Here is a 23,749-nt window from a genome sequence, read left to right on the forward strand (position 1 = left end):
TTGATCGATGCCCTGTCTACAGCAGCCCCGCGCCGATGCCGGGAAGCCATGCGAGCGCGTCGTCTTCCTCGTCGCCGCAGCAGGTTGGCCGCGCGCCGCCGTAATAGCTCACGGGCGGCGGCGCCGCGCGCGGCAGCGGCCGCGCCGGATGCACGAAGACGCCGCCTTCGAGCATCACGGGCAGATACTCGGGCAGGCGAATCCGCACGTTCGAAACTGCTTCGGTTTCCTGAATGCCGTAATAGACGCCGATTTGCGAGCCATTGTCCGCGCCCTGCCAGACCGCGAGCGGCACGTCGCCCGAGAGCAGGGCGTAGCCGGGCTGCCCGTAGCGCAGCGTGACGAAGGTCGGCGCGAACTGCGCGACGCTGGCCGCGTCGGTGATATCGGGCGGCAGGCACTCGTAGCGGCGCGGCGTGATCGCGCCTTGCGGCAGCGTGCAAAAGCGCACGCAGCCGGTCTGGCGGCGGCTGCACCAGATGGCGGCTGGCCAGGGGTCGTGCAGGCCTGTGCGCCCGAAGAAGATCGTGTTCGAGGCGAGCGTGAGCGTGCGCGTGCGCACCTTGCCGATCACGGTGCTCTCCTCGATGTGCAGGTCGGCGCCTGCCGAATAGCCGTCCGCGCCTGCGTAGGCCACGCAGCACGGCGAGTTCGCATCGACGATGCACTCGCACACGCGCACCGAGCCCGCCGCGTTCGCGGCAATCGGCCCGCTGATGCAGCGCGCGAGGCACAGTGTCGTGTCGTTCGTGACGACGACACTTGGTTCGCATTGCGAAAGACCATCGCCGGCCGCGCCGAGGCCCGGCACGAACGTGCAGTCGGAGAGCTGCACGGTGAGTGTCGCGCCGCCCAGCGTCAACTGCCCTTCAACCAGCACGCCGTTGATGACGAGCTGACCGGCCGGAGCCGGATCGCCGTTGGCGAGCGGTGCGGCCAGCCCGTTCGCCTCGAGGTTGCCGCAGAGTGTCGCGCACGCATTGGACCATTCGAGTGCGCGCGGGCCGCCCACGGCGAGCGGCGTCGCCGATACGATGGCGAGCAGGCTCTCCGAACCCAGCACGATGGCGTTGGACCCCGTGATGTCGATCACATGGCGCTCGTAACCGGGCAACACGATGAGACCGGTCGAGCCCGGTGGCTGCTGGTTCCATTGCGCGACCGCGCTTGCGAGGTCGGGGCAGTCGCTCGTGCCGACGAGCGCGAAGAAGTTCGCGGCAGCGAGCGCCCCGGCGAGCGGCTGCGCATCGAGCGTCGCGCTGCGATCGTACGGGCCGCCGCCGAGCGCGGCCGGAAAGCCGTACGCATAGCTCACGCGCACGCAGGCGGGCGCGGGCAGGTTGGCGGCGAACTGGATACGGCCCAGTTCCGGGTCGATCGCGATCTTGTCGTGCGGCACCACGCACGAGGCGCCGCCGGGGCGGTCCGCGAGGTTCGCGCAGCAGATCCGCGTGACGGGCACGGCCACGCCGTCGGCCACGATGGCGATGCTCGGGCCGTAGAACGCGCCGGTATGGCGGCGGAACTCGCCGCGCCGGATCGGCTGCGGCACGTCGAGGCGCGTGTTCATGCTCGAAAACGCAGCGCCGCTCGCGTTCGGCACGTTGAAAAGCGGCATGTCGAGGCCGATGGGGCTGAAGCGGAAGCGCCTTTCGTCCACGACGAAAGCGGGTGCGTTGTTGACCCACCAGGGCTGGCAGCGCCACAGGTGCACGGCCACGTCGGGCACGTTGAAGCGCCCCGGGCCGTGCAGGCCGATATCGAGCGGCGCGGGGTCGGGCAGCGCCACGGCGCGCACGCGCGGCGCGATGCGGCGCACGTCGAGTGTGCGATTGCTGCGGTCGAAGGCGCTTTCGCCGAACGGGCCGAGGTCGTCGAGCACGTCGTTGCTGCGCAGATCCAGCGTGGCAACGTGATGCGGTCGCGGCAGCCGCAGGCTCTCGGTCGTGATGAGGCGGCGAAACTCCTCCACCACGACGGCGGGCCGACCCGACACGTCGCCGGCCACCTGTTGCAGGCACACGGGCGTGCCCTTGCGGCGGCGGTAGCCTATCGTGTTCGCGACCTCCGCGCGGCTGTCGAGTCCGGCAGCGGTTTCATAGATTGAGTTGTAGCCGAGCAGGTCGCCGATATACGGAATGACCCACGGCATGCAGGTTTCGATGAACTGATCGTCATAAAGCTGCTCGATGTTCTCCTCGACGATCGCGAACTGGCTCGCCGCAATCTCCATGAGCGCCTGCAAGGGCCCGCCGGCGAGTGCGTCGCGCGTGCGGTAGACGGCGGGCAGCAGCGCGAACAGTGCTTTGGCGTCGAGGCTCATGACCAGACTCCGATGGCGTACTGGCTCGCGGGGTCGAGCAGCAGCAACTGCGCGCCGAGCGGCGGCTGCGGGCCGGCTGCGCACAGCAGCGGCGGCACGGCGCCGGCCGGGCTGCCGCTCGGGCACAGCGCGGTCAACTGCATGGCGACGACGCCGGGCGTGAGCTGCACGACCGAGACGACATCGCTTGCGGCCACGTTCTGCCCGAGCTGGCGAGCATCGAAGGAGAACGCGGCGGCCAGGTTCTGCCATACGGCGGCGAGCACGAGCGTCGAGTCGTAATCGGGATCGACACGCACGTTCGCGGCGATTTCGAACGGCACGGGCTCATACGAAGCGACCGTGAGCGGCACGTACGGATTGCCGTATTGCTGGAGCGAGGCGATCAGGTGGAGGATCGTGCTGTCGGTGGGCGCGAAGGTCGCGCCGCCTGTGCCCGCCACGCTCAGGAACACGCCGCGACGGCCGCCCGCCCACGTCCAGGAGGCGACCGCCTTGGCGATGCCCGCGAAGTTCAGCGCGTAGTTCTGATAGTCCTCGAGCGATACCACCCGGCCGATGGTGAGCGTGGGCAGCGGCGCGCGCGCTCGCGCGTCGGCGGCGCTGGCGGGGTCGGCGCCGCCAGCCGCCGCCGAAGGGTTGACGGCCGAGCGCAGCCCCTGGGGCCGGTCGATAGGCTGCGAGAGCTGCCCCGAAGCGACCATGCCCGCGCTGCCGATGCCCTTGCGATACACGGCGCGAATGTTCATCTGCCCGGTGGGCGGCAGCGCGCCGTTCACGCCGTTGCCGAACTGGATCACCGTGAAGCCGCTCTCGTTCACGCGCGTGACGAACACGCGGTCGGCCGGCCCCGCAGCGAGCAGGTTCGGCACTTCCTGCCACTGGAGGTTGTTGACCCACACCTGCAACGTCGATTGCGTGCCGTTTTGCGCGGTCGAGGAAACGTAGGTCAGCGGCGACTGCTTGAGCGTGAAGGTGAGCGCGGGGTTGGTCGCATCGCCCGAGCCGAGTATTTCCTGCACGGTCTCGCCATGCGTGGCCGTGACGGCGTTCGCGTTCACGCTCACGGTGGCGGCGTCGTAGAGACGCGCGAGCGGGCCGCCCAGACTCAGCGTCGTGATATCGCCCGTGATCACGATGCCCGTCACATCCGAGGCTTCGCGCACGATGGCGTCGGCGCTCGCGGCGGGCAGCAGTTGCACGAAGGCGTCCGTCACGAGCAGCGCGCCCGTCACACCGCTCACGGATTCGACGCTCCAGAGCGGCGTGCCGCTGTCGTCTTCGACGGGCGGCCAGGCGTCGACGAGAAAGACCTGGTTGTCGGGCACGTTCGAGCCGGCGATGGAGCCCGAAGGCACGAACTGTGCGCCCGCGCCGGGCAGCACCTGCAGCCGCACGCGTTGCCCCGAAACGCCGATCGCCTGGCCGAGCGCGATGCTCTGACCGCCGACGATGGCGACGCTGCTGCCGCCCACGGGCGCGAGCAGGCCCGGCCCCATCCAGTAGCCGGGGTTGGCGTCCCACTCGGTGAGCGGCAGGTCGGCCGGCTGCAACTGGGTGCTGTTGACGTAGACAGTGACGTTGCGCGTGTCGTTCTCGAAGGCCGCGAGCGCCGTGTCGAGGTCGTCCGACACCGTGCCCGAGAGCGGCGCGCCCCACGCGAACGTCAGGCGCGTGGTCTTGGTGGTGAGCGTGTAGCGGTTCGGGTTCGATTCGTCGGCGGCGACCACCACGAAGCAGGCGGCGCCCTGCGTGCCGTAGAACACGGCCCATTCGTCCACGTTGGCCGCGGGCGTGAGGCCCGTATAGGACGCATCGAGATTGAGCTGGTACGAGCCTGGCTGGTAGCTCGAATAGCTCCAGTCGTCCGAGCCGACACCGAACACGATCGGATTGACGTTGATGAGTTCGGCCTTGAGCAGTGTCGTGCCGGATGACGGCGCGCCGCCAATGTTCGACAGATTGTTCGAGAGCAGCGCCGGGTCGGGCGCCTGCACGCCATAGAGCGCGGCCTTCTTGTTCAGCACGTAGAGGCTCACCGCATCGGCCGCCGTGCCGGCCGCAAAGTCGGTGGTGTCCAGCGCGCTGTCCCATTGCAGTTGTGTGACGCCGCGCTGGGCGTCGGTGGAAACGGCCGTGACGAAGCGCGCGTTGGCGGGGCCCGTCTGCACGGCCTGGCCGCCCGCTGCGGCCACGAACAGCAGCAGGTCACCCACGTTGACGTTGTTCGCGGTGCCCGCGATCCACGTGCTGGTGTCCCCGGTCAGTTGCCACGGCTGCGTGGTCTGCGCGGGCAGCGCGTTATAGCCGATTTGCGCGACGAGGTCGGCCGAGGTCTCGAACACCTGCGCGGTCTGCCCCGGCCCCGGCACGCTCTGCACGCGCGTGCCGGCGGCGATCACCACGTTGTCGGGCGAGCCCGGCGCATCGGCGAGCGTGAACGCGATCACGTCGCTTGCCGCGACGCCCGGCGAGGGCACATAGCCGATCAGCCGCGCAAGCTCGAACACCGAGCGCGTGTCGAGCGCAGTGCGCAGGAACGCCTCGTTGGCAAAGCGCTCCTGGTAGAACGTGAGGATGTCGAGCGCGACGGCCCAGGCGTCGATGAGCGCGATGCTGAAGTCGCTGGTTTCGCGCGTGCGCAGCAGCCCCATGGGCGTATAGGCGGCCTGCGAGAGGCTTGCGAGCATGCTCGCGTTGAAGGTCGCCCAGCGGCCCACGCGATAGGCGATCGCCGAAAGCGCGGGCGCGTTGAAGATGCGCTCGGGCGTTTCGAGCGTGATGCCTGTGCAGCAGTCGCACAGCGTATCGGTCGTGGTTGGACAGACGCTCATTTGCCACCGTCCAGCAATAACGTGAAAGTGCCCCGGTCGAGATGATTGGGGTCGTTGTCGCAACGCGCGATCTCGATGCGGCCGAGCGTCAGATAGCCCTGCGCGACGCCGTCCACCCACGGCTCGTCCAGACGCCCGAACTGCACGAGCGTGGCCGACACCACGCCGTCCACGGCCTGCGCGGCGGCCACGAATGGGCTCGCGTAGAGGGTCTGCCCGAACACGAAGTTCGCCGCGTTGAGCAGGCCCGGCTGGCCGTCGCACTGGTCGCCCGTGATGAAGCGGCGCATCAGCGCGCTATACACATCGCCGCGGAAGTGGTCCGGTGCCACGCAGATGCGCAGCACGATGGCGAGCCCGACGATACGCGCGGCCTCGGCGGCCACCTCCACGCCGAGCATGCGCAGCAGGTCGAGTCGGCGCAGCGTGTCGGCGGCGAGCTGGGGCGTGAAGGCGCCTTCGGGCTCGATCGAGACGAACGCGCTGTACCAGCTACCGGTCCAGCGCAGCGTGCCGCGCGCCTCGCTGATGCCGGGGAAGGCCGAAGCCTGCGCGCCGTAGTCGTCTTCGGTCACGCAGCGCGCCTCGCTCTGGAACGAGAACGGCGCGTACTGGCGGATGTGCTCCATGCTTTCGGGATCGACGCCGCCCGCTGCCGCGAGCGGATTGCGCACGCTCGTGATGTTCACGTTCGTGATGTCGCCGCCATCTCCGATCATGTGGACAATGCTGTCGTGGCCCACATTGCCAGCACTGCCGTTGCCCACACGGTAGCTGGCGGTGAACCGCAGCTCGGGAGGCGGCGCGGCGCCGTACTGGTCGTCGCCGAAGCGCAGGAAAACCGAGCCGTCGGCTTCGATTTCGGGCACGAACCGGGTCGCCTCGCCCGTGCTTTTCAGCAGATCGGGGACGGCGGACCACGTGCGCTCGTCGTCGCTGCTCACGGTGATCTGCGGCATCGGCGCGGCGGCCCCTGCCGTCTGGAAAGCCGAGGCGGGCGCGGTGGCGTCGTAGGGCGGCGCGAAGGTCAGCATGGTTTGCGCGAGTTCGGGGTAGAAGCGCGCGTGCGGCTGCGCTGCGGTGGTGCTGGCGGTGGCCGTCGTGCCGTCGTCGCAGGTGCAGCCACTCGCGGATTGCGCGGCGAGCGGCAGCGCCGGCACACAGCCCAGCGCCTCGTTCATCACCCACACGCCGTGATCGGCCGGCACGAGGTTGCCGCGCGCGACGCTCACATCGGCGTACGGCACGGGCGTGCCTTCGGCGTTCGTGAGCGTGACGCACACGCACAGCGGAAACGGCAGCGCGTCGGCGGCGGCCCAGGCGATTTCGGTGATCTCGATGCCCGTGACCGGGTCGGCGAGCGTTTCGCCGCTGTCGTCGAACGCGCGCACGCTCGTGAGCCGCACGGCCCAGCGATGTGTGGGATCGGCGTCGGCAGTGTCGCCGGTTTGCGGCCCGCGAGTCTCCTCGAAGACGAGCACCGTGCCGACGCCGAGTGTCAGCAGATGGCCGTTCAGCGTCGCCGCCGTCGAGCCCGCCGGCAGGCAGCAGTCGTCGTCGCTCCAGGTGTAGAACAGGATGCAGTTTTGCTCTTCATGCAGCATGACGTCGCACAGGCTGCTGAAGACCGGCTGCGTGGTGGCCTGCAAGGCGGCCACGTGTGAACGGTCGCCCTCCATCACCACCGTCGGCTCGCCCGGCGTGCGCACGTAGAACAGCGTGCCGGCCGGCACGAGCAGATCTTTGATGCAGCTGAGATAGATCCACGCGCGCGCGTTGCAGCCTTCGTTGATCGTGTAGTCGACGAGCCGCGCGTGACGCCGCAACGAAATGCGGCTGCGCGCCGTGCCGAGATACGCCTCGGTGCTCACAGCGTCCTGCTGATAGCTCAGATGATCGGCGGCATAGGCGAGCGTTTCCACGAGCGCGATGCCAAGGTCCGCCGCGTGCGTTTCGTTCCACGTGGGCACCAGCGCGGCCATGCGGTCGAGCATGACCTGCACGAATCCTGGGTAGTCCTTCGCAAGATAGTTGATGTCGGGTGGCGGTACAGCCGGTGTTGCGCAGCACGTGGACGCGAGACAGTCCGCAGGCGAGGGGCAGTCGGCCTTGAACGAGAACGTGAGCGAGGAGAGCGCCGGATCGAGCCCCGCGGGCGGGTCGTTGCCGCCCGGCGTGCCGACGAGCGTGAGCGTATAGGGCGAGAAGTCGCCGGTGCCCGAAAACGTCACGACGGCCACGAGCGGGGCGGCGTCGCTTGGCGCATCCACGCTCACGACCGTGATCGCGGTGTCGCCGCTCATGCTCACATTGTCCACGCCGAGCGCAAGGTCGCGCGCGTCCTTCAGGAACGTGATGGCGAGTTGTGTGCCGCAGCCGGGGCAATCGCCGAGCAGCTCTGCGTAGTCGATGCCGTTGAGCGACGAGCTGGTCAGCACGAGATCGCGGCGCGCCTTCTGCGCGCAGAAGTAGATCACGATGGGCCCCCCACGGCCGCGAGCGCGCCATAGACAACTTGCTGGGTCTGCTGCTGCTGCGTCGCCAGCACGACGTAGACCACCGTGATGAGCAGTGTGGAGTCCTCTGCAATCGCGCTGACCGACTGCACGCGGATCAGGTCCGAAAGCCACATCTGCAGGCTTGCCTGGATCACGTTCTGCTGCGCGGCCGCGAGCATGTCGCTGTTGGGCGCGAAAACGAGCTGCGCGGTGCCGCTGCCGAAGGTGGGCCGGTTCACGCGCTCGCCCGGCGAGGTGAAGAGGATCTGCTCGATCATCTGCGCTATATGCTCGACGAGACTCGTCTGGGCCGTGTGGCCGTTCGGGTCGAGGGCGTAGGGGAAGGCGAGGTTCATCGCGGGCCTCGGGGTGGCATGGGCGGCTCGGCGGCAAGGCCCGGCTATTGAGCGGCGACCCGCGTCTGCGCGACGATCGGCATGAGCGGCAGGCCGCTCGGCGCGCAGATCGACGTGCCGCTCTGGATCACGAGCGGCTGGCCGAACGAGGTCACGCGCACGGTGCCCATGAGCCACGTGGCGGTGATGCACGGCGGGTTCAGCGCCGCCGCGGCCGGACAGCCGGTCACGACCCACGGCATGGGCAGCAGCGCGGAGGGCATGCCACTCAACGTGACGGCCGGGTTCGGCACGCTCGGCATGGCCGGCGCGCCATGGGCGCACGTGACAGTCGCGCCCTGCTGGATGAGGAAGCCTGGCATGGGGTCACCTGTGGGTTCGCCTGCGTGTGCACATTCAGATCACCTGCAGCGCGCCTTCGTTGATCGTGACGGCGGGCCCCGTCATGACGATGGTCGCGCCCTGGCCGTTGCTGATCGTAATGCCGACCTCGCTAATCGAAATCATCGCGCCCGTCGCCGACTTCAGCAGGATGCCGCCGGTCGGCCCCGGCACGTCGCTGATCATCAGCGTGTTCTGCTCGGTGGTCTGCACGACCATCTGCTGCAGGCCCGGCGGCGCCGCGAGCGCGAGCGCGGGCACTTCGGCGGCCGAGCCCCAGTAGCAGCCCACCCACACGGGGTAGTCGAGGTCGCCCTGCTCGAATTCGATCCACACGCCCGAGCCGATCGCAGGCGTCACATAGAGGCCCGCCTGGATGCCGCCGAACGGCAGGCACGGCATGGCCCACGTGGAGGGCAACACGTTGGAGACGGCGGCCACCTGGACCATGAGCCGGCCCATCTGCATGGGATCGACGTTGTCGAGGACGGTGCCGCGAAACTTGCCGTAATGCTTGCTCATGATGGGACGGTCTCCGATTTAGAAGGGCATGGCGGGAACGACGGGTGTGTTCGCGACGAGCGCGTTGCGCTTGAGCACGAAACTCTGCTTGTACTCGCCGGGCTTGATCTGGTGCGTGGTGCTGTCGACGTAATAGATGCCGTCGAACGGCACGCTGGCGCCGCGCACGCCCACGAGGCTGCGCGCGCGCAGGATCTGGCCGTAGCGCTGCACGTCGAGCGAGCCCTGGCCGGTGATGATGTCGGCTGTTTCCACCGAGCGCGCCATGCCGCGCATCAGCGCCTGGCCGAAGGGCAGCTTGGCGGTGTCTTCGAGCGGCTCGACCTTTTGCGGGATCGGCGGCATGAGGCCGAGCGGCGGATTGAACGGCGTGACGGGCGGAATCGGAATGGGCACCACGGTGTTGATGACCGGCAACTGCGTGAAGACGACCGGCGTGACCGCGCCCTGCGGCTCGTAGCGCAGGCTCAGGTTTTCGACGTTGGTCCACGCGTCGAGATTCACGTTCAGGCACGGCTGCGGCATGCCGAAGCGGACCTGCGGCCCCCAGTACGCGGTGCTCGTGCCGGGCGCGGGGCCGGGGATCATGTAGAACACGTAGCCGCACAGGCGCGCGAGTTCCTGGATGTATTCGAGGTCGGTGCCCTTCTGGCCGGGCGTGCGGTCGGTGGGCACTTCGATATCGGGGACGGGCACCGGCACGATGGCGGGAACGACGCCGAACGCCGCATATTTCGCGAGGATCGCGGCCACGCGCACGTCGGGGCTCGCACCCGGATACGGCAAGCCCGTGAAGTCGACGAAGCCCATCAGCGCCGAGAGATCCTCGCCCGTGATCACGAGCTTCGACGAACCCTGCATGGCCTCCGGAGATACTTCGCAGTGCATGACAATGCCGTCCATCACGACCTGCGGCAGGCCGCCGAACGTCGCCATCAGCACGACGCGCAGCACCGGCACGGGCGAAGAGGCCGCCAGCACGAAGAAGGTTTGCAGGATCGAGTCGTCCGCGAGCGTGAAGGTGAGCTGGAAGCCGCTCCTGCCCGTGGCCGATTCGGTGACCTCGGCCGAGACGAGCGCGTCGATGAGCGGCTTGGGCGCCGGCACCGCGATCACGGGGCCGGCCAGCAGCGTGAGGTAGAGCGGGCTAACCATTGCGCGCTCCGGGCGGAATATTCGACGAGAGCGGTATCAGCACCGCACGGCCTGGCTGCTCGGTTAGCGCGTCGGGGTCGACGCTGCCGTTCGCGTCGCAGATCATCCAGTAAAGCAGCGGGTCGCCGAGAAACGTCGCGCTGAGATTGTCGAGCCGGGCGCCTTCGACGACGGCATAGCCCTGCGTTGCCGGATAGATCGTGGGCTGCGGCACGATGCGCCGCGCGAGATAGCGCACCACCGTGCCGTTGGGCAGCGTGTACGGCAGCGTGGCCGCGCCGTAGTAGCGGCTCGATGGCAGGGTCGGCGCGCCGGTACCGGCGGCGGAACTGATGAGGGCGCTGAGCGAGGCATCCATGTTCGTTCTCGTTTTGGTGTGATTGGGGCGTGATTTGGGCGTGGTTTGGGCTTGGTCAGGAGGTCGGCATGAGCGCGAGGCCTTCCTTCGTCGTCTGGTAGACGAGGTAGAGGGCGCCCGCCGGTGTGAGGAAGCCCACGTCGTTCACGCTCAGCACACGCATGCCGAGCGAGACCTTCGCGTGGATGGGGTTGAGCTGCGGGTCGAAGAACTGCTCGGTGATCTCCATGTCGGTGAAGCGCACGGGCGTGAGGCGCGTGGCGTTCCAGGCGAAGACGGTCAGCGCCGACTGCATCGGCAGGATCTCGATCGTGCCGATCAGCGAGAGCACCTCGTTGGCGATCAGCGTGACGCTCGAGGGGTAGATCAGCAGTTCGAGCAGCGCGAGCTGCGGCTGGATGCCGAGCGCAATTGCAGTGGCGTTGCCTGCATCGAGCGCATCGGTGGCGTCGATCTCGATCTCGCACTTGATGGTTTCGATGGGCGGCCCCTTCAGGCGCAGGATCTCGGTGCGGTCGGGCTCGTCGCCCACGGCCTGCGGCTTGAGCGAGCGCGTGAGCGTCTCGGGGTTGTACTGCAGCGAGATCGAGCCGAGCGGCACGCCGAGCACCGGATCGAGCATCAGGATCGCACCCTTGCGCAGCAGCGGGGAGATGTCAGGCATGGCGGGGCTCCGGGGCATGGGCGTTCGCCGTGGCGGCTGGGGTCGCTCGGGTCGCTGTGGACACCGGGAGCAGATGTGCGGGCAACGTCGGCTCCGTTGGATCCGTCGCGATCAGGGCCGCCACCGCCGCTGTCGCTACCGCCGCCACCGGAGCCACCGGAGCGACCGGAGCCGCCGAGGCCAGTCGCGAGAAAAGGCGCTGCGCGAGCTCGCGCGCGGCTTGCTCGGGCGTGGTGCCAGGACGTGGCGTGAGCGGGGCGACTCGCGCGGTGTGCTGCTCGCCGGGCGCGGCGAGCGCGGACCAGTCGCGCGGCTGTGCGGCCAGCGTGCGCAGCGCGGCTTCCAGCGTGCGCATGAAACGTGTGTACTGCGCGGCGGTGTAGCCTTCCACGCTCAAATGCGCGATGTCGATGCGCACGTTCGTGGGCTTCGTGCGGGAGGGAGCCTGCGCGTTGGCCTTTGGCTGATGAGCGGCTGTCTGGATCATGACCATCCCCTCGTTTCGGCGGCCGTGAGCGGCCGGTCCATCTTCGCGTACTCCGTGCGCGAGGCCGCGAGTATGTGCGGCGCGCCGATGCGCGCGCCGGCTTCGGCGGCGAGAAAGGCCGCGTGCACTGCGATGTTGCGGATCACGCCGCCCGGCACGTTGAGTTGCGCGAGCTGCTCGAAGTCGAGCGCCTCGTCCAGCGGCGCCTCGGCGGGGAAGATGCCGCGCCAGATGCGCGCGCGCGAAGGCGCGTCGGGCAGCGGAAACTGCACGATGAAGCGAATGCGCCGCACGAACGCGGGATCGAGTGCGTGGCGCTGGTTGGTCGTCAGGATCGCCATGCCGCGATAGCTGTCCATGCGCTGCAGCAGGTAGCTCACTTCGAGGTTGGCGTAGCGGTCGTGGCTGTCGCGCACTTCGCTGCGCTTGCCGAACAGGGCGTCGCACTCGTCGAACAGCAGCACCGCGCCGCTTTCCTCGGCGGCGTCGAACACGGTGCGCAGGTTCTTCTCGGTCTCGCCGATGTACTTGCTCATGAGCGCCGCGAGATCGATGTGATAGAGGTCGAGATCGAGTTCTCGCGCGAGGATCTCGGCCGCCAACGTCTTGCCGGTGCCGCTGCCGCCGCAAAAGAGCGCGGTGAGGCCATGCCCGCGGCTGTAGCGTTGCGCGAAGCCCCAGCGCTGATTGACCACCGCGCGCTGGCGCAGGTGGATCTCGATCTGGCGCAGCGTTTCGGTTTGCGCGGGAGGCAGCACGAGCTGGTCCCACTGTGCGCGGGGCTCGATGCGTTGCGCGAGGTTGTCGAGCGCGCGGCGGCCTTGCTGGCGGCAGATTTGCCACGCGATACCGCCGAGGTCGTCGCGCCCGTCTTGCGGGCTCACGCGCGCGATCGCGGCGGCCGAGCGGATCGCCGGTTCGTCGAAGTGAAAGTAGTCGACGATGCGCTCCAGCGCGCCGTTCATGCGCGCGGCGTCGTCGCCTAGCGCGTCGAGCCAGGCGGCGCGCCGTTCGTCGGCCGAGAGCGCGGGCACTTCCACGCGCAGGCCCGCGCGCAGGTTCGCTAGCCGCTCGGCGCGCGAGCCGGGCGGCGCATCGAGCGCGATGGGCGCGCGCACGCGCGCGAGCCAGCCCGCGAGGGCGGCCGCGGCTTCGTCGGATTCGCCATCGCTGCGGAGGTAGAGCGCGGCGTGCTGCAAGGCCGCCTCGCGCGTCCACAGTCGCGCGAGCGCGTTGCGTTCCTCGGCCGAGGCAGGCAGCTCGCTCGCGCTCAGTTGCCATGGGCTCAGCCCGGCGCGCTCGCACAGCCACGCGAACGCGGATTCGCGCGCGGCGGCGCGTCCACCGCACAAGATCAGCGGCCGCTGCGCGCCGTGCGCGTCGAGCCACTGCCGCAGCGCGGCTTCGAGGGCGTTGCCATAGGCATCCTGCGGGGCATCGCTCGCCGCGCTCGCGTGCGCGGGTTCGAGCGGCAGGATCGTCGCTTCTAGCTGCGCGTCGATGGCGGGCACGCCGATCACGTAGTGCAGGATGCGCTCGTTCACGCGCAAGGGCGCGTGCAGCAACGTGTCGGCCGTGCCGCCCGCGCGGATCACGTCGATCAGGTTCCAGTAGCGCAGCGGCGTCGAGCCGCTGAGCGCGCTCCAGTGTGGGCCGTCGAGCGTCGCCAGCGCGAGCGCGAAGCTCGGCCAGGGACTGGCCGCGTCACCACGCGCGGCGGCGCAGGCGCTGGCAAAGCGTGCTTCGAGACTCGCACCGAGGCACAGCACGAGCACGTCGAGCTCGAAGTCGCTCAGTGCGAAGAGCGACTGCAGGCGCACGAGGGCTTCGTGCGTGTGCTCGTCGTGGAAGGAGGACACAGCGGCGGCCGTGGATTCGGTGCGCGTGCCATCCGGCGTGACGCCAAGCCCGCGCGAGAGCCGCGCGTACACGCGATCGAGCGCCTCGCCGAGCGTTTCGTGCGCAACCGTGGCCGCGGCCGCCGTGCTCATGGCGTCACCCCCAGTTGCGGCAGCCATTGACCAAAGGTCGGGCTGCCATTCGTCGTGTCGAGCGCGATGCGGCTTTGCGCGCCGTCCACTTCGATGCGCACGGGCCACGTGCCCGTCGCGAAGCCAGCGGGAACGGTGAGCGCGAGCTGGCTCGCGGGAGGGTCGCCAAGTGGGCGAGCCTGAATCGGCAAGGCCGTGTCGCCGAGATAGAACACCACCTGCTGCGCGCTGCCCACCGCGGGCGAGACAGTCAGCGTGGCGGCGTTGCCGGCGGTGACGCTGGCGGGATTGATCTGCGTGATCACCGGTAGCAGCTGGAACGGCATCGGGCTCGAACTGAAGCCCGCATGCGCGGTGGCGGAAGTCGGGTACGTGACGGTGCGTTGCACGCGCAAGGTGCGCGTGCCGGCCTCCAGGGTGGCCGGCAAGGCGATGCGCAGCACGGTGCCCTGCACTGTGTCGGGAGGCAGGCCCGCGGCGTTGTCGAATGAAACGAGCGTGCCGCCCGGCGTATCGCCGACGAAGGCGTTGCCGAGGATCGTCAGCGTACCGCCTGCGACGATGGGATTCGGCGCGACGCTCGTGATGACGGGCGCCTGCGAGGGCAGCGCGAGCACGCCGCGCCGCTGCACGGGCCGGTTCGACGCGTAGCTGTTGGTGTCCTGGATCACCACCACCGAAACCTGATACGAGGTGGTCGGCCGGTAGTTGATCTGGAAGGCTGTCCAGAGGCGGTAGATTTCCTCGGTCGTGAGCGCCTCGGGCGTGATGCGGATGTGCTCGAACTGCGTGGCGAGAAGGCATCCGCTGATCAACTGGCCCTCGGGCGTGACGTTGTTCGTGTTGAGATCGGTCATCGCGCTTTCGATCATCGATCGTGGCACGACCGGTGTGTCGTGAAAGACCTTCATGGCCCAGCCGAGCAGGATCTCGGGATCGAACTGGCCAGCGCCGTACGCCGTCACGAGGTAGTGCAGGTTCAGCGCGAGCGGCGGATTGCTGATGGCCGCGCCGCTCGCGTTGCGCGAGGGCTCGCATTCGTTGCGCAGCGCCGGATTCAGGCTCGCGTAGTACATGAAGATGTTCAGATGAGGCGCTTCGTCCGCGCCGGTCTGCACGAGGTCGGGCGAGGTGGCCGTGATGCCGGCCGAGCCGCCGCCAAGCAGCCCGGTGGGGCCGTTCGGCGTGAGCGCGTTGTTGAGCAGCCAGCGCAGCAACGCGCTCACGCCGCCAACGGCGAGATAGGTGCTCATCGTGCGTTGCCTCCGCCACGCCGCAGGAAGGCGTCGAGACTCACGGCGGGCCGGAATGGCGCGCGTGGCGGCGCTGGCGGTGCGCTCGCCTGGCGTACCTCGACGCGCCCAAAGGTGATCGTGATGGTGGGCGCGGGGGCCTCGTCCGGCACGCGGGGGTCGCTGCGCGGCGGCGCCGGGACGGCGGTTGGCTCGCTCGAAGGCTTGCTGCGTGCGGCGTGCTCCACGGTGTGCCGTTCCGGTGCGCGCGAGGGTGCCGTGGTTTCGCTCCAGCGCTGGCCGGGGGCGGTTTCACGCGCGCTCATGACTGCTGCTGGCGTTGCGTCGAGCACGGGTTCGATCTTTGCAGGCCTGTCGCGGCGCGGCAGGGCGTGTTCTCCGACATGCGGGCCGACTGGCGCTGCGCCCGCTGCTTCGAGCGTTGCGTGCGCAACGATTGCGTGTGCTTGCGGCGAAGCCTGCTTCGTGCTGCGTGCCTGCCACTGTGGGCTCTCGCCGGGGCGTGCGTGCGATGCTTCGTCGGCATGCGCGCGATGCGGATCGGTCCGCGCTTCAGCCGGCACAGGCGGCTCGTGCGCTGCGCGTGAATCGCGCACCTCGGGCCCGTCAGGCAAGTCGGCGACACGCGCCTGCGTTTGCCCATATCGTTCGATGGCTCCAGCCATGCCTTCGCCCATGCGGGGCCCAAATGACGATGCCAGCACCGGTTCGATACGCGGCTGCGCTTCCAGCGGGCTTTCGCGCGCGCGGCGCGCCATGCGTTGCAGCAGCGTGCTCATGCGTCCAGCAGCTCCAGGTAGGCATCGCGGCGCGCCTGGCTCATCGCGGCGATCGCCGCCTCGCTCCAGCCATAGTGAGACGCGAGCGTGTGGATGTCGGTGAGCAGGCGTCGCGCCGCATGGCGCGCCTCGCGCCAGACGAAATCGGCGAGATCCAGCTCGTGATCGGCGGCGTGGCCGCATTGTGGGCATCGCAGCGCGCAATGCAGCTCGGCGCCGGCGTGCAAACGCTCGAATTCGGCGAGCGCCGAAGGCGGCGTTTGCGGCAAGATCGCTACGTTGGCGTTGGCGTTGGCGTTGGTGCTGGCGTTGGTGTCGGCTTCGGCGCCTGCGCTCGCATTCGCACCGTACATGACGCTCGCACCGAGGCAGCGGCGCAATAACTCACGCTCGGCCAAAGCATCATCGGGCATGCGGGCTGCCGCCAGCAGGTCGGCCGTCGTCGCCTGGCGCAGCCGCCACGCCGTGCCGTTCTCGACCCACTCGCTCGTCGCGCTCGCGGCGCACGCGTCGAGTGCCACGAGCGCGTCCTCCACGGCAAGCCGGAACGTCATCGGCGCGCCGCACGCGCCACATTCGGCATAGCCTTCCAGCTCCGGCCCGAAGCTGAGCGCGCGCAGCGCGAGCAACGCCCGGTTGCGTTCGCCCAGCGTCTGTTCGAGCAGCGTGTTGCGGTCGCACTCAGGCAGTGCCGCCGCGAGCAGCGCGAGCGGCCGCAGCAACGCGGGCTCGCGCCTCGCCGCCTCGCAGGCTTCGATCAGGCGCAGGCCCGTGAGCGGTTGCATCGTGCCGGAAGGGTTCGTCGCCATCGCTGGCTCCTTTTCACCTTTCCACAGCCGATATCACGCGGCCGTCGAAGTGAAGGTCGGCTCGGTCGGCTCGGTCACCGAGGTGTCGCGCTCCCAGCCCTCGTTTTCGAGCTTGATGTGCTGGATCGCCACGGCGTTCGCATTCGCATCGAGATCCGGCAATGCCTGGTACTCCGAAACCCACGCGCGATAGATCTTGTAGCTGATCGCGAGTTGCCCGGCTTCGTTGTAGAAGTCGAGGATCACGTCCTTGCGAAAGCTCGCGAGGGAGACTTCGCTGCCGAGCGTCGCGCCGAGCTGCCAGACGGTCGCGGCCCAGGCCTCGAAGTCGGTGTCGTGCGTGACGCCGCGCTCGAGCGTGATCGCCTCGAACTCGGTGCGCCCCGGCGACTTGCGCGAGGTGCTCGGGTCGCCGCCCTCGCGGTGCTTGACCACCTCGGTCGTGCGCTTGAGCGCCGAGACCTTGCTGATGCCGGCCACATAGCGCCCATCCCACTTGAGGCGGAATTTGAAGTTCTTGTACGGATCGAAGCGCTGGGGGTTGACGGTGAACTCTGCCATGACTGATCTCCGCCGCTAGGGCACAAGACGTTAGAAACGCACCGGGCTCAGCTCGATTGCGGGGTGATCTGCTCGATCTGGATCACCACGAACTCCGCGGGCTTGAGCGGGGCGAAGCCCACGAGAATGTTGACGATGCCGTTGTCGATATCGGCCTGCGTCGTGGTTTCGCTGTCGCATTTGACGAAGTACGCCTGGCTCGGCGTGCTGCCCTGGAAGGCGCCCTTGAGGAACAGCGTCTGCATGAAGCTGCCCACGTTCAGGCGAATCGAGGCCCACAGCGGCTCGTCGTTCGGTTCGAACACCACCCACTGCGTGCCACGGTACAGGCTCTCTTCGAGAAAGAGCGCCATGCGCCGCACCGGCACGTACTTCCACTGGTTCGCCATGGCGTCCGCGCCAACCAGCGTGCGCGCGCCCCATAGCACCGAGCCGTACACGGGGAAGGTGCGAAAGCAGTTCAGTCCGAGCGGGTTGAGCACGCCGTTCTCGGGGTCGCTCAGCACATAGACCATGCTCTGCACGCCGTTGAGCGTCGCGGCCGTGCCCGCCGGTGCCTTCCAGACGCCGCGCGAGCTGTCGGTGGTCGCATAGACGCCCGCCACCACGCCGCACGGCGCGAAGGTGCGCAGGTTGTAGTTGTTGAGCGGATCGGGCAGGCGCAGGCGCGGGAAAAACGCCGCGCCATTCGGATCGACCACGGCGAGCTGGCTGCTCTTCCAGTCCACCGCGCCGGCCACCGTGGTCACGTCGGGAGGCGGGTCGACGAGCAGGAACGCGCGGCGCAGCTTGCATAGCGCGATCGCGGCGCTGTAGATCGCGTTGGCGTTCACGTTGATGTCGGGCGCGCTGGGGTCGCTCGCATTGGCGCGCGTGGCCTCGGGGATGCAAAGCAGGTTGAACAGATCGACCTTTTCGAGCGCGTAGATGCCGGTGAAGCTCGCCTCGTCGCCGATCAGGTCGGCCGTTGCGGGCAAGCCCGTCGTGGCCGGCGAGACAAAGTCGACGCCTTCGGACGAACTCGTTTGCTGGCCCCAGTTGCTGTTGCCGGTGCCGAGCGCATAGTGCGCGGCGTTGGCGCTCGCGCTGCCGCCGGTGAGGCCGAGCAGGGCCACACAGGTGTTGAGCGGCGAGGCCGGGTCGGCAATCGAGATCACGGCGTCGGGGTAGCCTGGCAAGAGCGCGTTCAGGCGCAGCGCCTGGGTGGCGGGGTTGGCGGGCAACTGCGTCACGCCCACCAGCACGACCGCGCCCGGCATCTGCACCGTGAGCGCGGCGTTGATGGCCTGCTGGATTTGCGTGGCGAGGCCGCTCAACGAGGTGGGCACCGCCGAGTTGTTGGGGAAGATCTTGACCGTGAGCGGCAGGCCGGCCGGCGCGGTTGTCGGATTGGCCGTGCTCAGTGTGAAGCCGTAGTCTTTCGTCGCGACGGGGCCCGCGAGCGTGAACGCGGAATTGGTCACGCTCGGGCCCGTGTAGTTTTGCGTGAGCGTGAGTGTGGTGTCGCCGCCGATGGAGAGCACGCGCCAGGCCGTGTTGCTCGTGTCGCCCGCTATGAGGATCGACTGGCCGAACTTCAGCGCGCTGAACGTCGTGCCGTTGCCTGTCACGGTCGCGCTGCCGGTATTCAGCGTGACCGCGCCCGGCAGGTTGCCGCCAATGTCGGTCGAGACCGAGTACGGCGTGATCGCCGTGCCCACGTAGCCGGTCTGCGCGATACTCGCGAGCGCCTCGATCGCGGTGAGCTGGGCGGTGCTCGGCGTGTCCATCTTCACGAGCTGCGAGCCGTTGTCCGGGTCGTTGACGATGTTCTGCACCCAGTTGCTCTTCGTGTTGTCGTAGGTGACGGACGGGAAGCTCTCGACGGTGCCGCCCGCGAGATCGGTCACGGTCAGGTTGAACGTCTTCGGTGCGGCGCCGGGGCTCGGGCCGCCAGGTGTGAGGCCCACGTAGTCGATGTCGATCGTCAACTGGCCGTTCGGGATCGTGCCGCTGCTGAGCGCCTCGAACGTGAACGACTGGAACTGCACCTTCGCCGCCGCCGCGCCGAGCGAGGTGGCAGGCGTGCGTACGACCCAGGCCTGCGCGCCACCGTTCTGGAAGAACTGCTGCACCGCGTAGCTGAGTTCGCTGTTCGAGGCGAGGCCGCCATAGAGCCGCTCAAAGTCGCCGAAGCTGAAGATCTGCTGCGCGCGATTGTCGATGCCGCTGTTCGTATAGCCGACGAAAGCCGCGATCGAGGTCTGGACGCCGGTGATCGGATGCGAAGAGCTCTGCTGCTCCTCGATATAGACGCCGGGGTAGGTGTAGGTCATCGCCATGATGCTTACCTTGCAGACGTTGAGGGAGAGCCATCGGTGCGCGGGGCGCGAGCTTGCCCGCGCGTTTGGGTGTGCATTTGCCCGCGCGTTCGCCCGCGGTCATGGTCGCGGCGGAGGCTGCGCGTTGCCGGGCAAAGCGCGGGCGCGGCAAAGACGCTCGAGTTCCGCTTCGATTGCGGCGGCGTCGGTTTGCGCGTCGGGCATGCGGCGGCGGTAATGGACGCGGCCATCGGGCGCGCGCGCGCCCACGACGACACCCGCCTGCTGCAGCACGTCGAGCGCGCGCTCGACGAGACCGACCGAGGCCGGCGTGAGGTCGAGCCACCACTGTGCGATGCCATCCACGCTATCCCCTGCATGCGGATGCTCACGCAGGTAACGGGCAAGGGCTCGCACTACATCCTGCAACGAAGGGTCCCGTTCACCTGGGTGACGTCCAGCTACGTTCATGCGCCGCAAAACGCAAGGTCGGTGCCAACGCGCGCGCCGTGCGCAAGCCGCGTGCGGCGGGGCGCGCGAGCGCTCGCACGCGGCCGGGGTGGACAAAATTGTCCGGGCTGCGGGCGCGTGAATGCGTCGAAGCGGCTGCGCGCAAGCGCATGCGGGGGTGGACGAATTTGTCCTCGCGCGACGGAAAATGTCCTGGTTGCGGCACGAGACGAGCGCGGGGCGAAGGGCCTGAACCGAAAAGCCTGCCTCGGCCACGCGCGAGCTTGATCGGAAATTTATTTTCCGAAAGGCTGGTGACGCAGAAATGGATACTCCGCCCCTCCCAGAATCCGCCTTATTTTTGGAACCATTTTCCAGCACGCGACGCGTAGCATTGCCCGCATTCCGTTGTGCGAGAAACGAAGATGAGTGAGAAGGGCGATTTGCGTTACTTTGACTATGCCGCGACCACCCCGGCGGACCCGAGGGTCATCGAGGCGATGTTTGGTTGTCTTGGCATCGAGGGCGACTTCGGCAATCCTGCCTCGAGTTCGCATGGCGCGGGCCTGCGCGCGCGGCGGCTCGTCGAGCAGGCACGCAAGGACGTGGCCGCGCTCATTGGTGCCGACGCGCACGACATCGTCTGGACTTCCGGCGCGACCGAGTCGAACAATCTCGCGCTGAAGGGCTACGCGGATCGCGCAACCGAAAGGCGCCATCTCATCACGAGCCAGCTCGAGCACAAGGCCATTCTCGATACGATGACGAGCCTCGAAGCGCGCGGCATGGCGGTGACGCGCCTCGCGCCGACGGCCGAAGGCGAAATCACCGCACAGGCCGTGGAGGCCGCGCTGCGCCCCGACACCGGGCTCGTCTCGCTGATGCTGGTGAACAACGAACTCGGCACGCTCACGGACATCGCGGCGATCGCGCGCGTCGTGCATGCGGCCGGCGCGCTGCTGCATGTCGATGCGGCACAGGCGCTCGGCAAGACGCCCATCGACGTGAAAGCGGCGGGCATCGATCTCATGTCGATGTCGGCGCACAAGGTCTATGGGCCGAAGGGTATCGGGGCGCTGTACGTGAGCCGCGAGGCGTTCGAGCGCATCGCGCCGCAGATGCATGGCGGCGGCCACGAGCGCGGCCTGCGCTCGGGCACGCTGGCCACGCACCAGATCGTCGGCATGGGTGTGGCCTGCGAGCTTGCGCGCAATGCGCTGCAGGAGGACAGCGAGCGTATTGCGCGGCTTGGCGAACGCCTGCTGGCGCAGGTGCTTGCCGTGCCGGGCGTCACGCTCAACGGTGCGCGCGCGCGGCGCATTCCCCACACGCTGAGCCTCACGTTCGATCTGCCGGGCTTCTTCCCGTTCCTGCTGACCGGCGACCTCGCGACTTCTTCGACTTCGGCCTGCAACTCGGCTGCCGGCACGCCCTCGCACGTGCTCACGGCAATCGGGCTCGGCGAGGATGCGGCAAGCCGCACGGTGCGCGTAAGCCTCGGTCGCTTCACGACTGAGGACGACGTGGACTTCGCGGTGGACTGCATGCTGCGCGCCGTGGAGCCGTGCCGCACGGTCGCGGCGGCAGTCTAGTCGTTCGCCTCCCGCTCAACTGGCCTCGCCGAGAAACAGCCGGATTTCCTCGGTGAGCCAGTCTCGCAAGGCACGCACCTTGGGGTCGTCGCGGCTGCCGATACGATAAACGAGATCATGACCGCGCTCGGATTCGAGGCGAAGCTCGGGAAACGGCGCGACGAGCCGGCCAGCGGCGATGTCGTCCGCCACGATCACGCTGCGTCCGAGCGCCACGCCTTCGCCGCGAATCGCCGCCTCGATGGCGAGGCTGCCGTGACTGTAGGCCGGGCCGCGATCGCTGCGCACGCCGCGCATTCCCGCGAGCGCAAACCATTGTTCCCAATTGGCCAGCATGCCGCCCTCGTGCAGCAAGGTGCAGCCGACGAGGCTCGCCACTGAGGCCATGCCCCCCATCTTCGCCCGATATTCAGGACTACAAACCGGGGTCACGGTCTCTTCCAGAATGCGCTCGGCGAGCACGCGCGGATAGCGGCCGCTTCCGTAACGTATGGCCACATCCACATCTGAGTCGTTCAGGTCCGCGTATTTGTCGGTCACGTCCAGGTGCACGTCGAGCTCCGGATGGCGCGCTTTCAGCCGGTACAGCCGCGGCGCGAGCCACCGGTTCGCGAACGAAACGCTCGCGTTGATCTTCAGGCGCGTCACATTGTCGTGGGCGCGCAGGCGATCGGATTCCTTCGTCAGCTCAGCGAGCGTGCGGGTCACCGCCAGCAGGAATTCGGCGCCCGCCTCGGTGAGGACGATCCGCCGTGTGAGGCGCTGGAACAGCGCCACGCCCAGATGGTTTTCGAGCGTCTTGATGTGCCGGCTCACCGCGCCGTGGGTGACGTGCAATTCCTGCGCCGCCAGCGTCATGCTCATCAGCCGCCCGGTTGCCTCGAAGGCGCGCAGGGTTTGCAAAGGGGGAAGCCGGTCGAACATGGAGTCAGTACGTGTGAGTGTTGCTCACGCATTATATGACGACAAATGGTTTGTCAGCGGGGCTGGGGGCCTTCAATATGGGCAGCAATCCGCGGGGCGTGCCGCTACCCCGCCCGCACAGTCGTGAAGGTTGAATATTGTTCGCCATGGATCTTCTGGTTTTCAAGCTCGTCGTGACACCGTTGTTGCTGTTGGCCGCCAGTCTTGCCGCTCGCCGCTGGGGCGAAGCGGTCGGCGGCTTGCTCGTGGGGCTGCCGCTCACGTCGGGGCCGGTTTCGGTGTTTCTGTCGCTGGAACATGGGCCGGCGTTCGCTGCGCAGGCAACGGCGGGCTCGCTCGTCGCAACGGCTGCACAAGCGGCCTTTTGCGTGGTCTATTGCCGGCTCGCGCCGCGCGGGTGGGCCGTGGCCCTGGTGGGCGCCGGCGCGACGTTTGCCGCGGTGGCGGCTCTCCTGCAATGGAACGCGCTGCCGGCAAACGGCCTGTATCTGCTCGCCATTCTGGCCATCACGCTTGCGCTCAATCTCATTCCTGACAAACCCGCCCGAACCGCGAAGCTCGCGCCGCCGTGGTGGGATTTGCCTTCGCGCATGGCGCTCATCGCCGGCCTCGTGGTTAGCGTGACGCTGATCGCCCCTTACGTCGGGCCCGAGGCGAGCGGCGTGCTCGCGTCGTTCCCGTTCATGGCGATCATCCTCGCGGTTTTCGCTCACCGCATGACCGGCCCTGAAGCCACACAGCAACTGATGCGCGGCATGGCGGCGGGACTGCTGGGCTTCGCCTCGTTCTTCTTCGTGCTGAGCCTGACCTTGACGCGATGGAACCTGCTGGCCGCTTATGGCGGCGCGATTGTCTGCGTGCTCACGATACAGGCGATCTCCCTTTACCGCATGCGCCTTCCGGCACCCGGTTTGCATCGTCAATCCACGAGGGCCGTAGGGAGCGCGCCCTGATAAAGGCGAGCACTTCACTTCCTGTGGCCTCGAGGCCTGGCGCGTACTTGCTGCGTCGCAGCGTGGGGCCACGAGGCTGGGGAGGCACAGGAGGCGCGGCGATGTCCCGAAGCGCGCGGCGGATCGCCTAAACTACAGAACCAGCGGATGCGGCCAATTCCGCGCCGCCGCCTCGCCATGGCGCACCTCTTCTTCGCAGCTTCGATTCAGCGGCACGTCGCGACGCCCGAGCGCGAGACAGACGCGCGCACGCTTGGCGAAGCGCTGGAAGCGGTGTTCGCCGCGCAGCCTCGACTACGCGGCTACATCCTCGACGATCAGGGTGCGCTGCGAAAGCATCTGGCCGTGTTCGTCGATGGCCGGCCCTTGCGCGACCGGCAACATCTCTCGGATGCGCTCGGCGAGCAAAGCCGGGTGTATGTCGTGCAGGCGCTTTCGGGCGGATAAGGGTGCACAGCGACGCGGCGAGAGGACCATCCGCAAACGGGATTTGCATGGGACCAGAGTGAGCGCTGAAGCACCAACTCTGGTCGACAGATCCGCATGAGACCAGAGCGTG

General features: G+C 68.2%; 20 protein-coding genes and 1 pseudogene. 3 read left to right on the forward strand and 18 right to left on the reverse strand.

All coding sequences use genetic code 11. The features are described 5' to 3' along the window. Positions 1 to 16 precede the first annotated feature (16 nt). The 17 genes from VMJ11_RS28095 to VMJ11_RS28175 all read right to left on the reverse strand — a co-directional run bounded on the left by VMJ11_RS28095 (position 17) and on the right by VMJ11_RS28175 (position 19,637). Positions 17 to 2,323 (reverse strand): hypothetical protein, encoded by a 2,307-nt coding sequence (locus VMJ11_RS28095; RefSeq protein ID WP_325623897.1) that lies wholly within the window; start codon positions 2,321 to 2,323, stop codon positions 17 to 19. Further along, positions 2,320 to 5,157: a putative baseplate assembly protein gene (locus VMJ11_RS28100; protein ID WP_325623901.1), complete on the reverse strand. Its 2,838-nt coding sequence runs from the start codon at positions 5,155 to 5,157 to the stop codon at positions 2,320 to 2,322. Before VMJ11_RS28100 ends, VMJ11_RS28095 begins: the two co-directional genes overlap by 4 nt. Then, the gene (locus VMJ11_RS28105) at positions 5,154 to 7,634 is read right to left on the reverse strand and encodes a baseplate J/gp47 family protein (RefSeq protein WP_325623902.1); all 2,481 of its coding nucleotides are present in this window, start codon (positions 7,632 to 7,634) and stop codon (positions 5,154 to 5,156) included. Before VMJ11_RS28105 ends, VMJ11_RS28100 begins: the two co-directional genes overlap by 4 nt. After that, positions 7,631 to 8,011, reverse strand: a complete 381-nt coding sequence (locus VMJ11_RS28110) for a GPW/gp25 family protein (RefSeq protein WP_325623903.1) — start codon at positions 8,009 to 8,011, stop codon at positions 7,631 to 7,633. Before VMJ11_RS28110 ends, VMJ11_RS28105 begins: the two co-directional genes overlap by 4 nt. Positions 8,012 to 8,055: 44 nt before the next feature. After that, entirely contained in the window at positions 8,056 to 8,373 is a 318-nt protein-coding gene (locus tag VMJ11_RS28115) for a hypothetical protein (RefSeq protein WP_325623904.1), read from the reverse strand. Between the two features lie 34 nt (positions 8,374 to 8,407). Continuing rightward, on the reverse strand, positions 8,408 to 8,914 hold the full coding sequence (locus tag VMJ11_RS28120) for a phage baseplate assembly protein V (protein ID WP_325623905.1): 507 nt from the start codon (positions 8,912 to 8,914) through the stop codon (positions 8,408 to 8,410). An 18-nt stretch (positions 8,915 to 8,932) separates the two neighbouring features. Beyond that, on the reverse strand, positions 8,933 to 10,069 hold the full coding sequence (locus VMJ11_RS28125) for a hypothetical protein (RefSeq protein ID WP_325623906.1): 1,137 nt from the start codon (positions 10,067 to 10,069) through the stop codon (positions 8,933 to 8,935). Then, positions 10,062 to 10,427, reverse strand: a complete 366-nt coding sequence (locus tag VMJ11_RS28130) for a LysM domain-containing protein (protein ID WP_325623907.1) — start codon at positions 10,425 to 10,427, stop codon at positions 10,062 to 10,064. The genes VMJ11_RS28125 and VMJ11_RS28130 overlap by 8 nt, the downstream gene beginning before the upstream one ends. A 55-nt stretch (positions 10,428 to 10,482) precedes the next feature. Beyond that, positions 10,483 to 11,091 (reverse strand): hypothetical protein, encoded by a 609-nt coding sequence (locus tag VMJ11_RS28135; protein ID WP_325623908.1) that lies wholly within the window; start codon positions 11,089 to 11,091, stop codon positions 10,483 to 10,485. Then, positions 11,084 to 11,578: a hypothetical protein gene (locus VMJ11_RS28140; RefSeq protein WP_325623909.1), complete on the reverse strand. Its 495-nt coding sequence runs from the start codon at positions 11,576 to 11,578 to the stop codon at positions 11,084 to 11,086. Before VMJ11_RS28140 ends, VMJ11_RS28135 begins: the two co-directional genes overlap by 8 nt. Then, a complete protein-coding gene (locus VMJ11_RS28145) occupies positions 11,575 to 13,569 on the reverse strand; it encodes an ATP-binding protein (RefSeq protein ID WP_325623910.1) in 1,995 nt (664 codons plus the stop codon). Before VMJ11_RS28145 ends, VMJ11_RS28140 begins: the two co-directional genes overlap by 4 nt. Further along, positions 13,566 to 14,822 (reverse strand): DUF4255 domain-containing protein, encoded by a 1,257-nt coding sequence (locus tag VMJ11_RS28150; RefSeq protein ID WP_325623911.1) that lies wholly within the window; start codon positions 14,820 to 14,822, stop codon positions 13,566 to 13,568. The genes VMJ11_RS28145 and VMJ11_RS28150 overlap by 4 nt, the downstream gene beginning before the upstream one ends. Further along, positions 14,819 to 15,601, reverse strand: coding sequence for a hypothetical protein (locus tag VMJ11_RS28155; RefSeq protein WP_325623912.1), 783 nt, complete (start codon positions 15,599 to 15,601; stop codon positions 14,819 to 14,821). The genes VMJ11_RS28150 and VMJ11_RS28155 overlap by 4 nt, the downstream gene beginning before the upstream one ends. After that, positions 15,598 to 16,410, reverse strand: coding sequence for a hypothetical protein (locus VMJ11_RS28160; protein ID WP_325623913.1), 813 nt, complete (start codon positions 16,408 to 16,410; stop codon positions 15,598 to 15,600). The genes VMJ11_RS28155 and VMJ11_RS28160 overlap by 4 nt, the downstream gene beginning before the upstream one ends. Before the next feature lie 33 nt (positions 16,411 to 16,443). Further along, positions 16,444 to 16,971 carry a phage tail protein gene (locus VMJ11_RS28165; protein WP_325623915.1) on the reverse strand — a complete coding sequence of 176 codons (528 nt, stop codon included), beginning with the start codon at positions 16,969 to 16,971 and terminating at the stop codon, positions 16,444 to 16,446. A gap of 47 nt (positions 16,972 to 17,018) precedes the next feature. After that, complete coding sequence (locus VMJ11_RS28170) at positions 17,019 to 19,292, reverse strand: phage tail sheath family protein (protein ID WP_325623917.1); 2,274 nt, start codon at positions 19,290 to 19,292, stop codon at positions 17,019 to 17,021. Positions 19,293 to 19,391: 99 nt separating this feature from the next. After that, a complete protein-coding gene (locus tag VMJ11_RS28175) occupies positions 19,392 to 19,637 on the reverse strand; it encodes a hypothetical protein (protein ID WP_325623919.1) in 246 nt (81 codons plus the stop codon). A 509-nt stretch (positions 19,638 to 20,146) separates the two neighbouring features. On the opposite strand from VMJ11_RS28175, the pseudogene VMJ11_RS28180 reads away from it, so the two are divergent. After that, positions 20,147 to 21,307, forward strand: a pseudogene (locus VMJ11_RS28180) (cysteine desulfurase family protein); the annotation flags it as partial. A 21-nt stretch (positions 21,308 to 21,328) separates the two neighbouring features. Here VMJ11_RS28180 and gcvA read toward each other — a convergent pair. After that, complete coding sequence (gene gcvA / locus VMJ11_RS28185) at positions 21,329 to 22,237, reverse strand: transcriptional regulator GcvA (protein WP_325623921.1); 909 nt, start codon at positions 22,235 to 22,237, stop codon at positions 21,329 to 21,331. 146 nt (positions 22,238 to 22,383) lie between these two features. Between gcvA and VMJ11_RS28190 the strand changes: the two genes are divergently transcribed. Beyond that, complete coding sequence (locus VMJ11_RS28190) at positions 22,384 to 23,190, forward strand: hypothetical protein (RefSeq protein WP_325623923.1); 807 nt, start codon at positions 22,384 to 22,386, stop codon at positions 23,188 to 23,190. 177 nt (positions 23,191 to 23,367) lie between these two features. Then, positions 23,368 to 23,637: a MoaD/ThiS family protein gene (locus VMJ11_RS28195; protein WP_325623993.1), complete on the forward strand. Its 270-nt coding sequence runs from the start codon at positions 23,368 to 23,370 to the stop codon at positions 23,635 to 23,637. Positions 23,638 to 23,749 lie beyond the last annotated feature (112 nt).

This window comes from Paraburkholderia sp. (assembly GCF_035501035.1).
GTDB lineage: Bacteria > Pseudomonadota > Gammaproteobacteria > Burkholderiales > Burkholderiaceae > Paraburkholderia.

What these genes read in the sequence shown, in the direction of transcription:
- VMJ11_RS28155 (WP_325623912.1), bottom strand. Translation starts at nt 15,601, where the DNA reads ATGAGCACGCTGCTGCAACGCATGGCGCGCCGCGCGCGCGAAAGCCCG.
- VMJ11_RS28095 (WP_325623897.1), bottom strand. Translation starts at nt 2,323, where the DNA reads ATGAGCCTCGACGCCAAAGCACTGTTCGCGCTGCTGCCCGCCGTCTAC.
- VMJ11_RS28140 (WP_325623909.1), bottom strand. Translation starts at nt 11,578, where the DNA reads ATGATCCAGACAGCCGCTCATCAGCCAAAGGCCAACGCGCAGGCTCCC.
- VMJ11_RS28110 (WP_325623903.1), bottom strand. Translation starts at nt 8,011, where the DNA reads ATGAACCTCGCCTTCCCCTACGCCCTCGACCCGAACGGCCACACGGCC.
- VMJ11_RS28130 (WP_325623907.1), bottom strand. Translation starts at nt 10,427, where the DNA reads ATGGATGCCTCGCTCAGCGCCCTCATCAGTTCCGCCGCCGGTACCGGC.
- VMJ11_RS28120 (WP_325623905.1), bottom strand. Translation starts at nt 8,914, where the DNA reads ATGAGCAAGCATTACGGCAAGTTTCGCGGCACCGTCCTCGACAACGTC.
- VMJ11_RS28150 (WP_325623911.1), bottom strand. Translation starts at nt 14,822, where the DNA reads ATGAGCACCTATCTCGCCGTTGGCGGCGTGAGCGCGTTGCTGCGCTGG.
- VMJ11_RS28115 (WP_325623904.1), bottom strand. Translation starts at nt 8,373, where the DNA reads ATGCCAGGCTTCCTCATCCAGCAGGGCGCGACTGTCACGTGCGCCCAT.
- VMJ11_RS28190 (WP_325623923.1), top strand. Translation starts at nt 22,384, where the DNA reads ATGGATCTTCTGGTTTTCAAGCTCGTCGTGACACCGTTGTTGCTGTTG.
- VMJ11_RS28195 (WP_325623993.1), top strand. Translation starts at nt 23,368, where the DNA reads ATGGCGCACCTCTTCTTCGCAGCTTCGATTCAGCGGCACGTCGCGACG.
- VMJ11_RS28125 (WP_325623906.1), bottom strand. Translation starts at nt 10,069, where the DNA reads ATGGTTAGCCCGCTCTACCTCACGCTGCTGGCCGGCCCCGTGATCGCG.
- VMJ11_RS28135 (WP_325623908.1), bottom strand. Translation starts at nt 11,091, where the DNA reads ATGCCTGACATCTCCCCGCTGCTGCGCAAGGGTGCGATCCTGATGCTC.
- VMJ11_RS28100 (WP_325623901.1), bottom strand. Translation starts at nt 5,157, where the DNA reads ATGAGCGTCTGTCCAACCACGACCGATACGCTGTGCGACTGCTGCACA.
- VMJ11_RS28160 (WP_325623913.1), bottom strand. Translation starts at nt 16,410, where the DNA reads ATGGCGACGAACCCTTCCGGCACGATGCAACCGCTCACGGGCCTGCGC.
- VMJ11_RS28145 (WP_325623910.1), bottom strand. Translation starts at nt 13,569, where the DNA reads ATGAGCACGGCGGCCGCGGCCACGGTTGCGCACGAAACGCTCGGCGAG.
- VMJ11_RS28170 (WP_325623917.1), bottom strand. Translation starts at nt 19,292, where the DNA reads ATGGCGATGACCTACACCTACCCCGGCGTCTATATCGAGGAGCAGCAG.
- VMJ11_RS28165 (WP_325623915.1), bottom strand. Translation starts at nt 16,971, where the DNA reads ATGGCAGAGTTCACCGTCAACCCCCAGCGCTTCGATCCGTACAAGAAC.
- gcvA (WP_325623921.1), bottom strand. Translation starts at nt 22,237, where the DNA reads ATGTTCGACCGGCTTCCCCCTTTGCAAACCCTGCGCGCCTTCGAGGCA.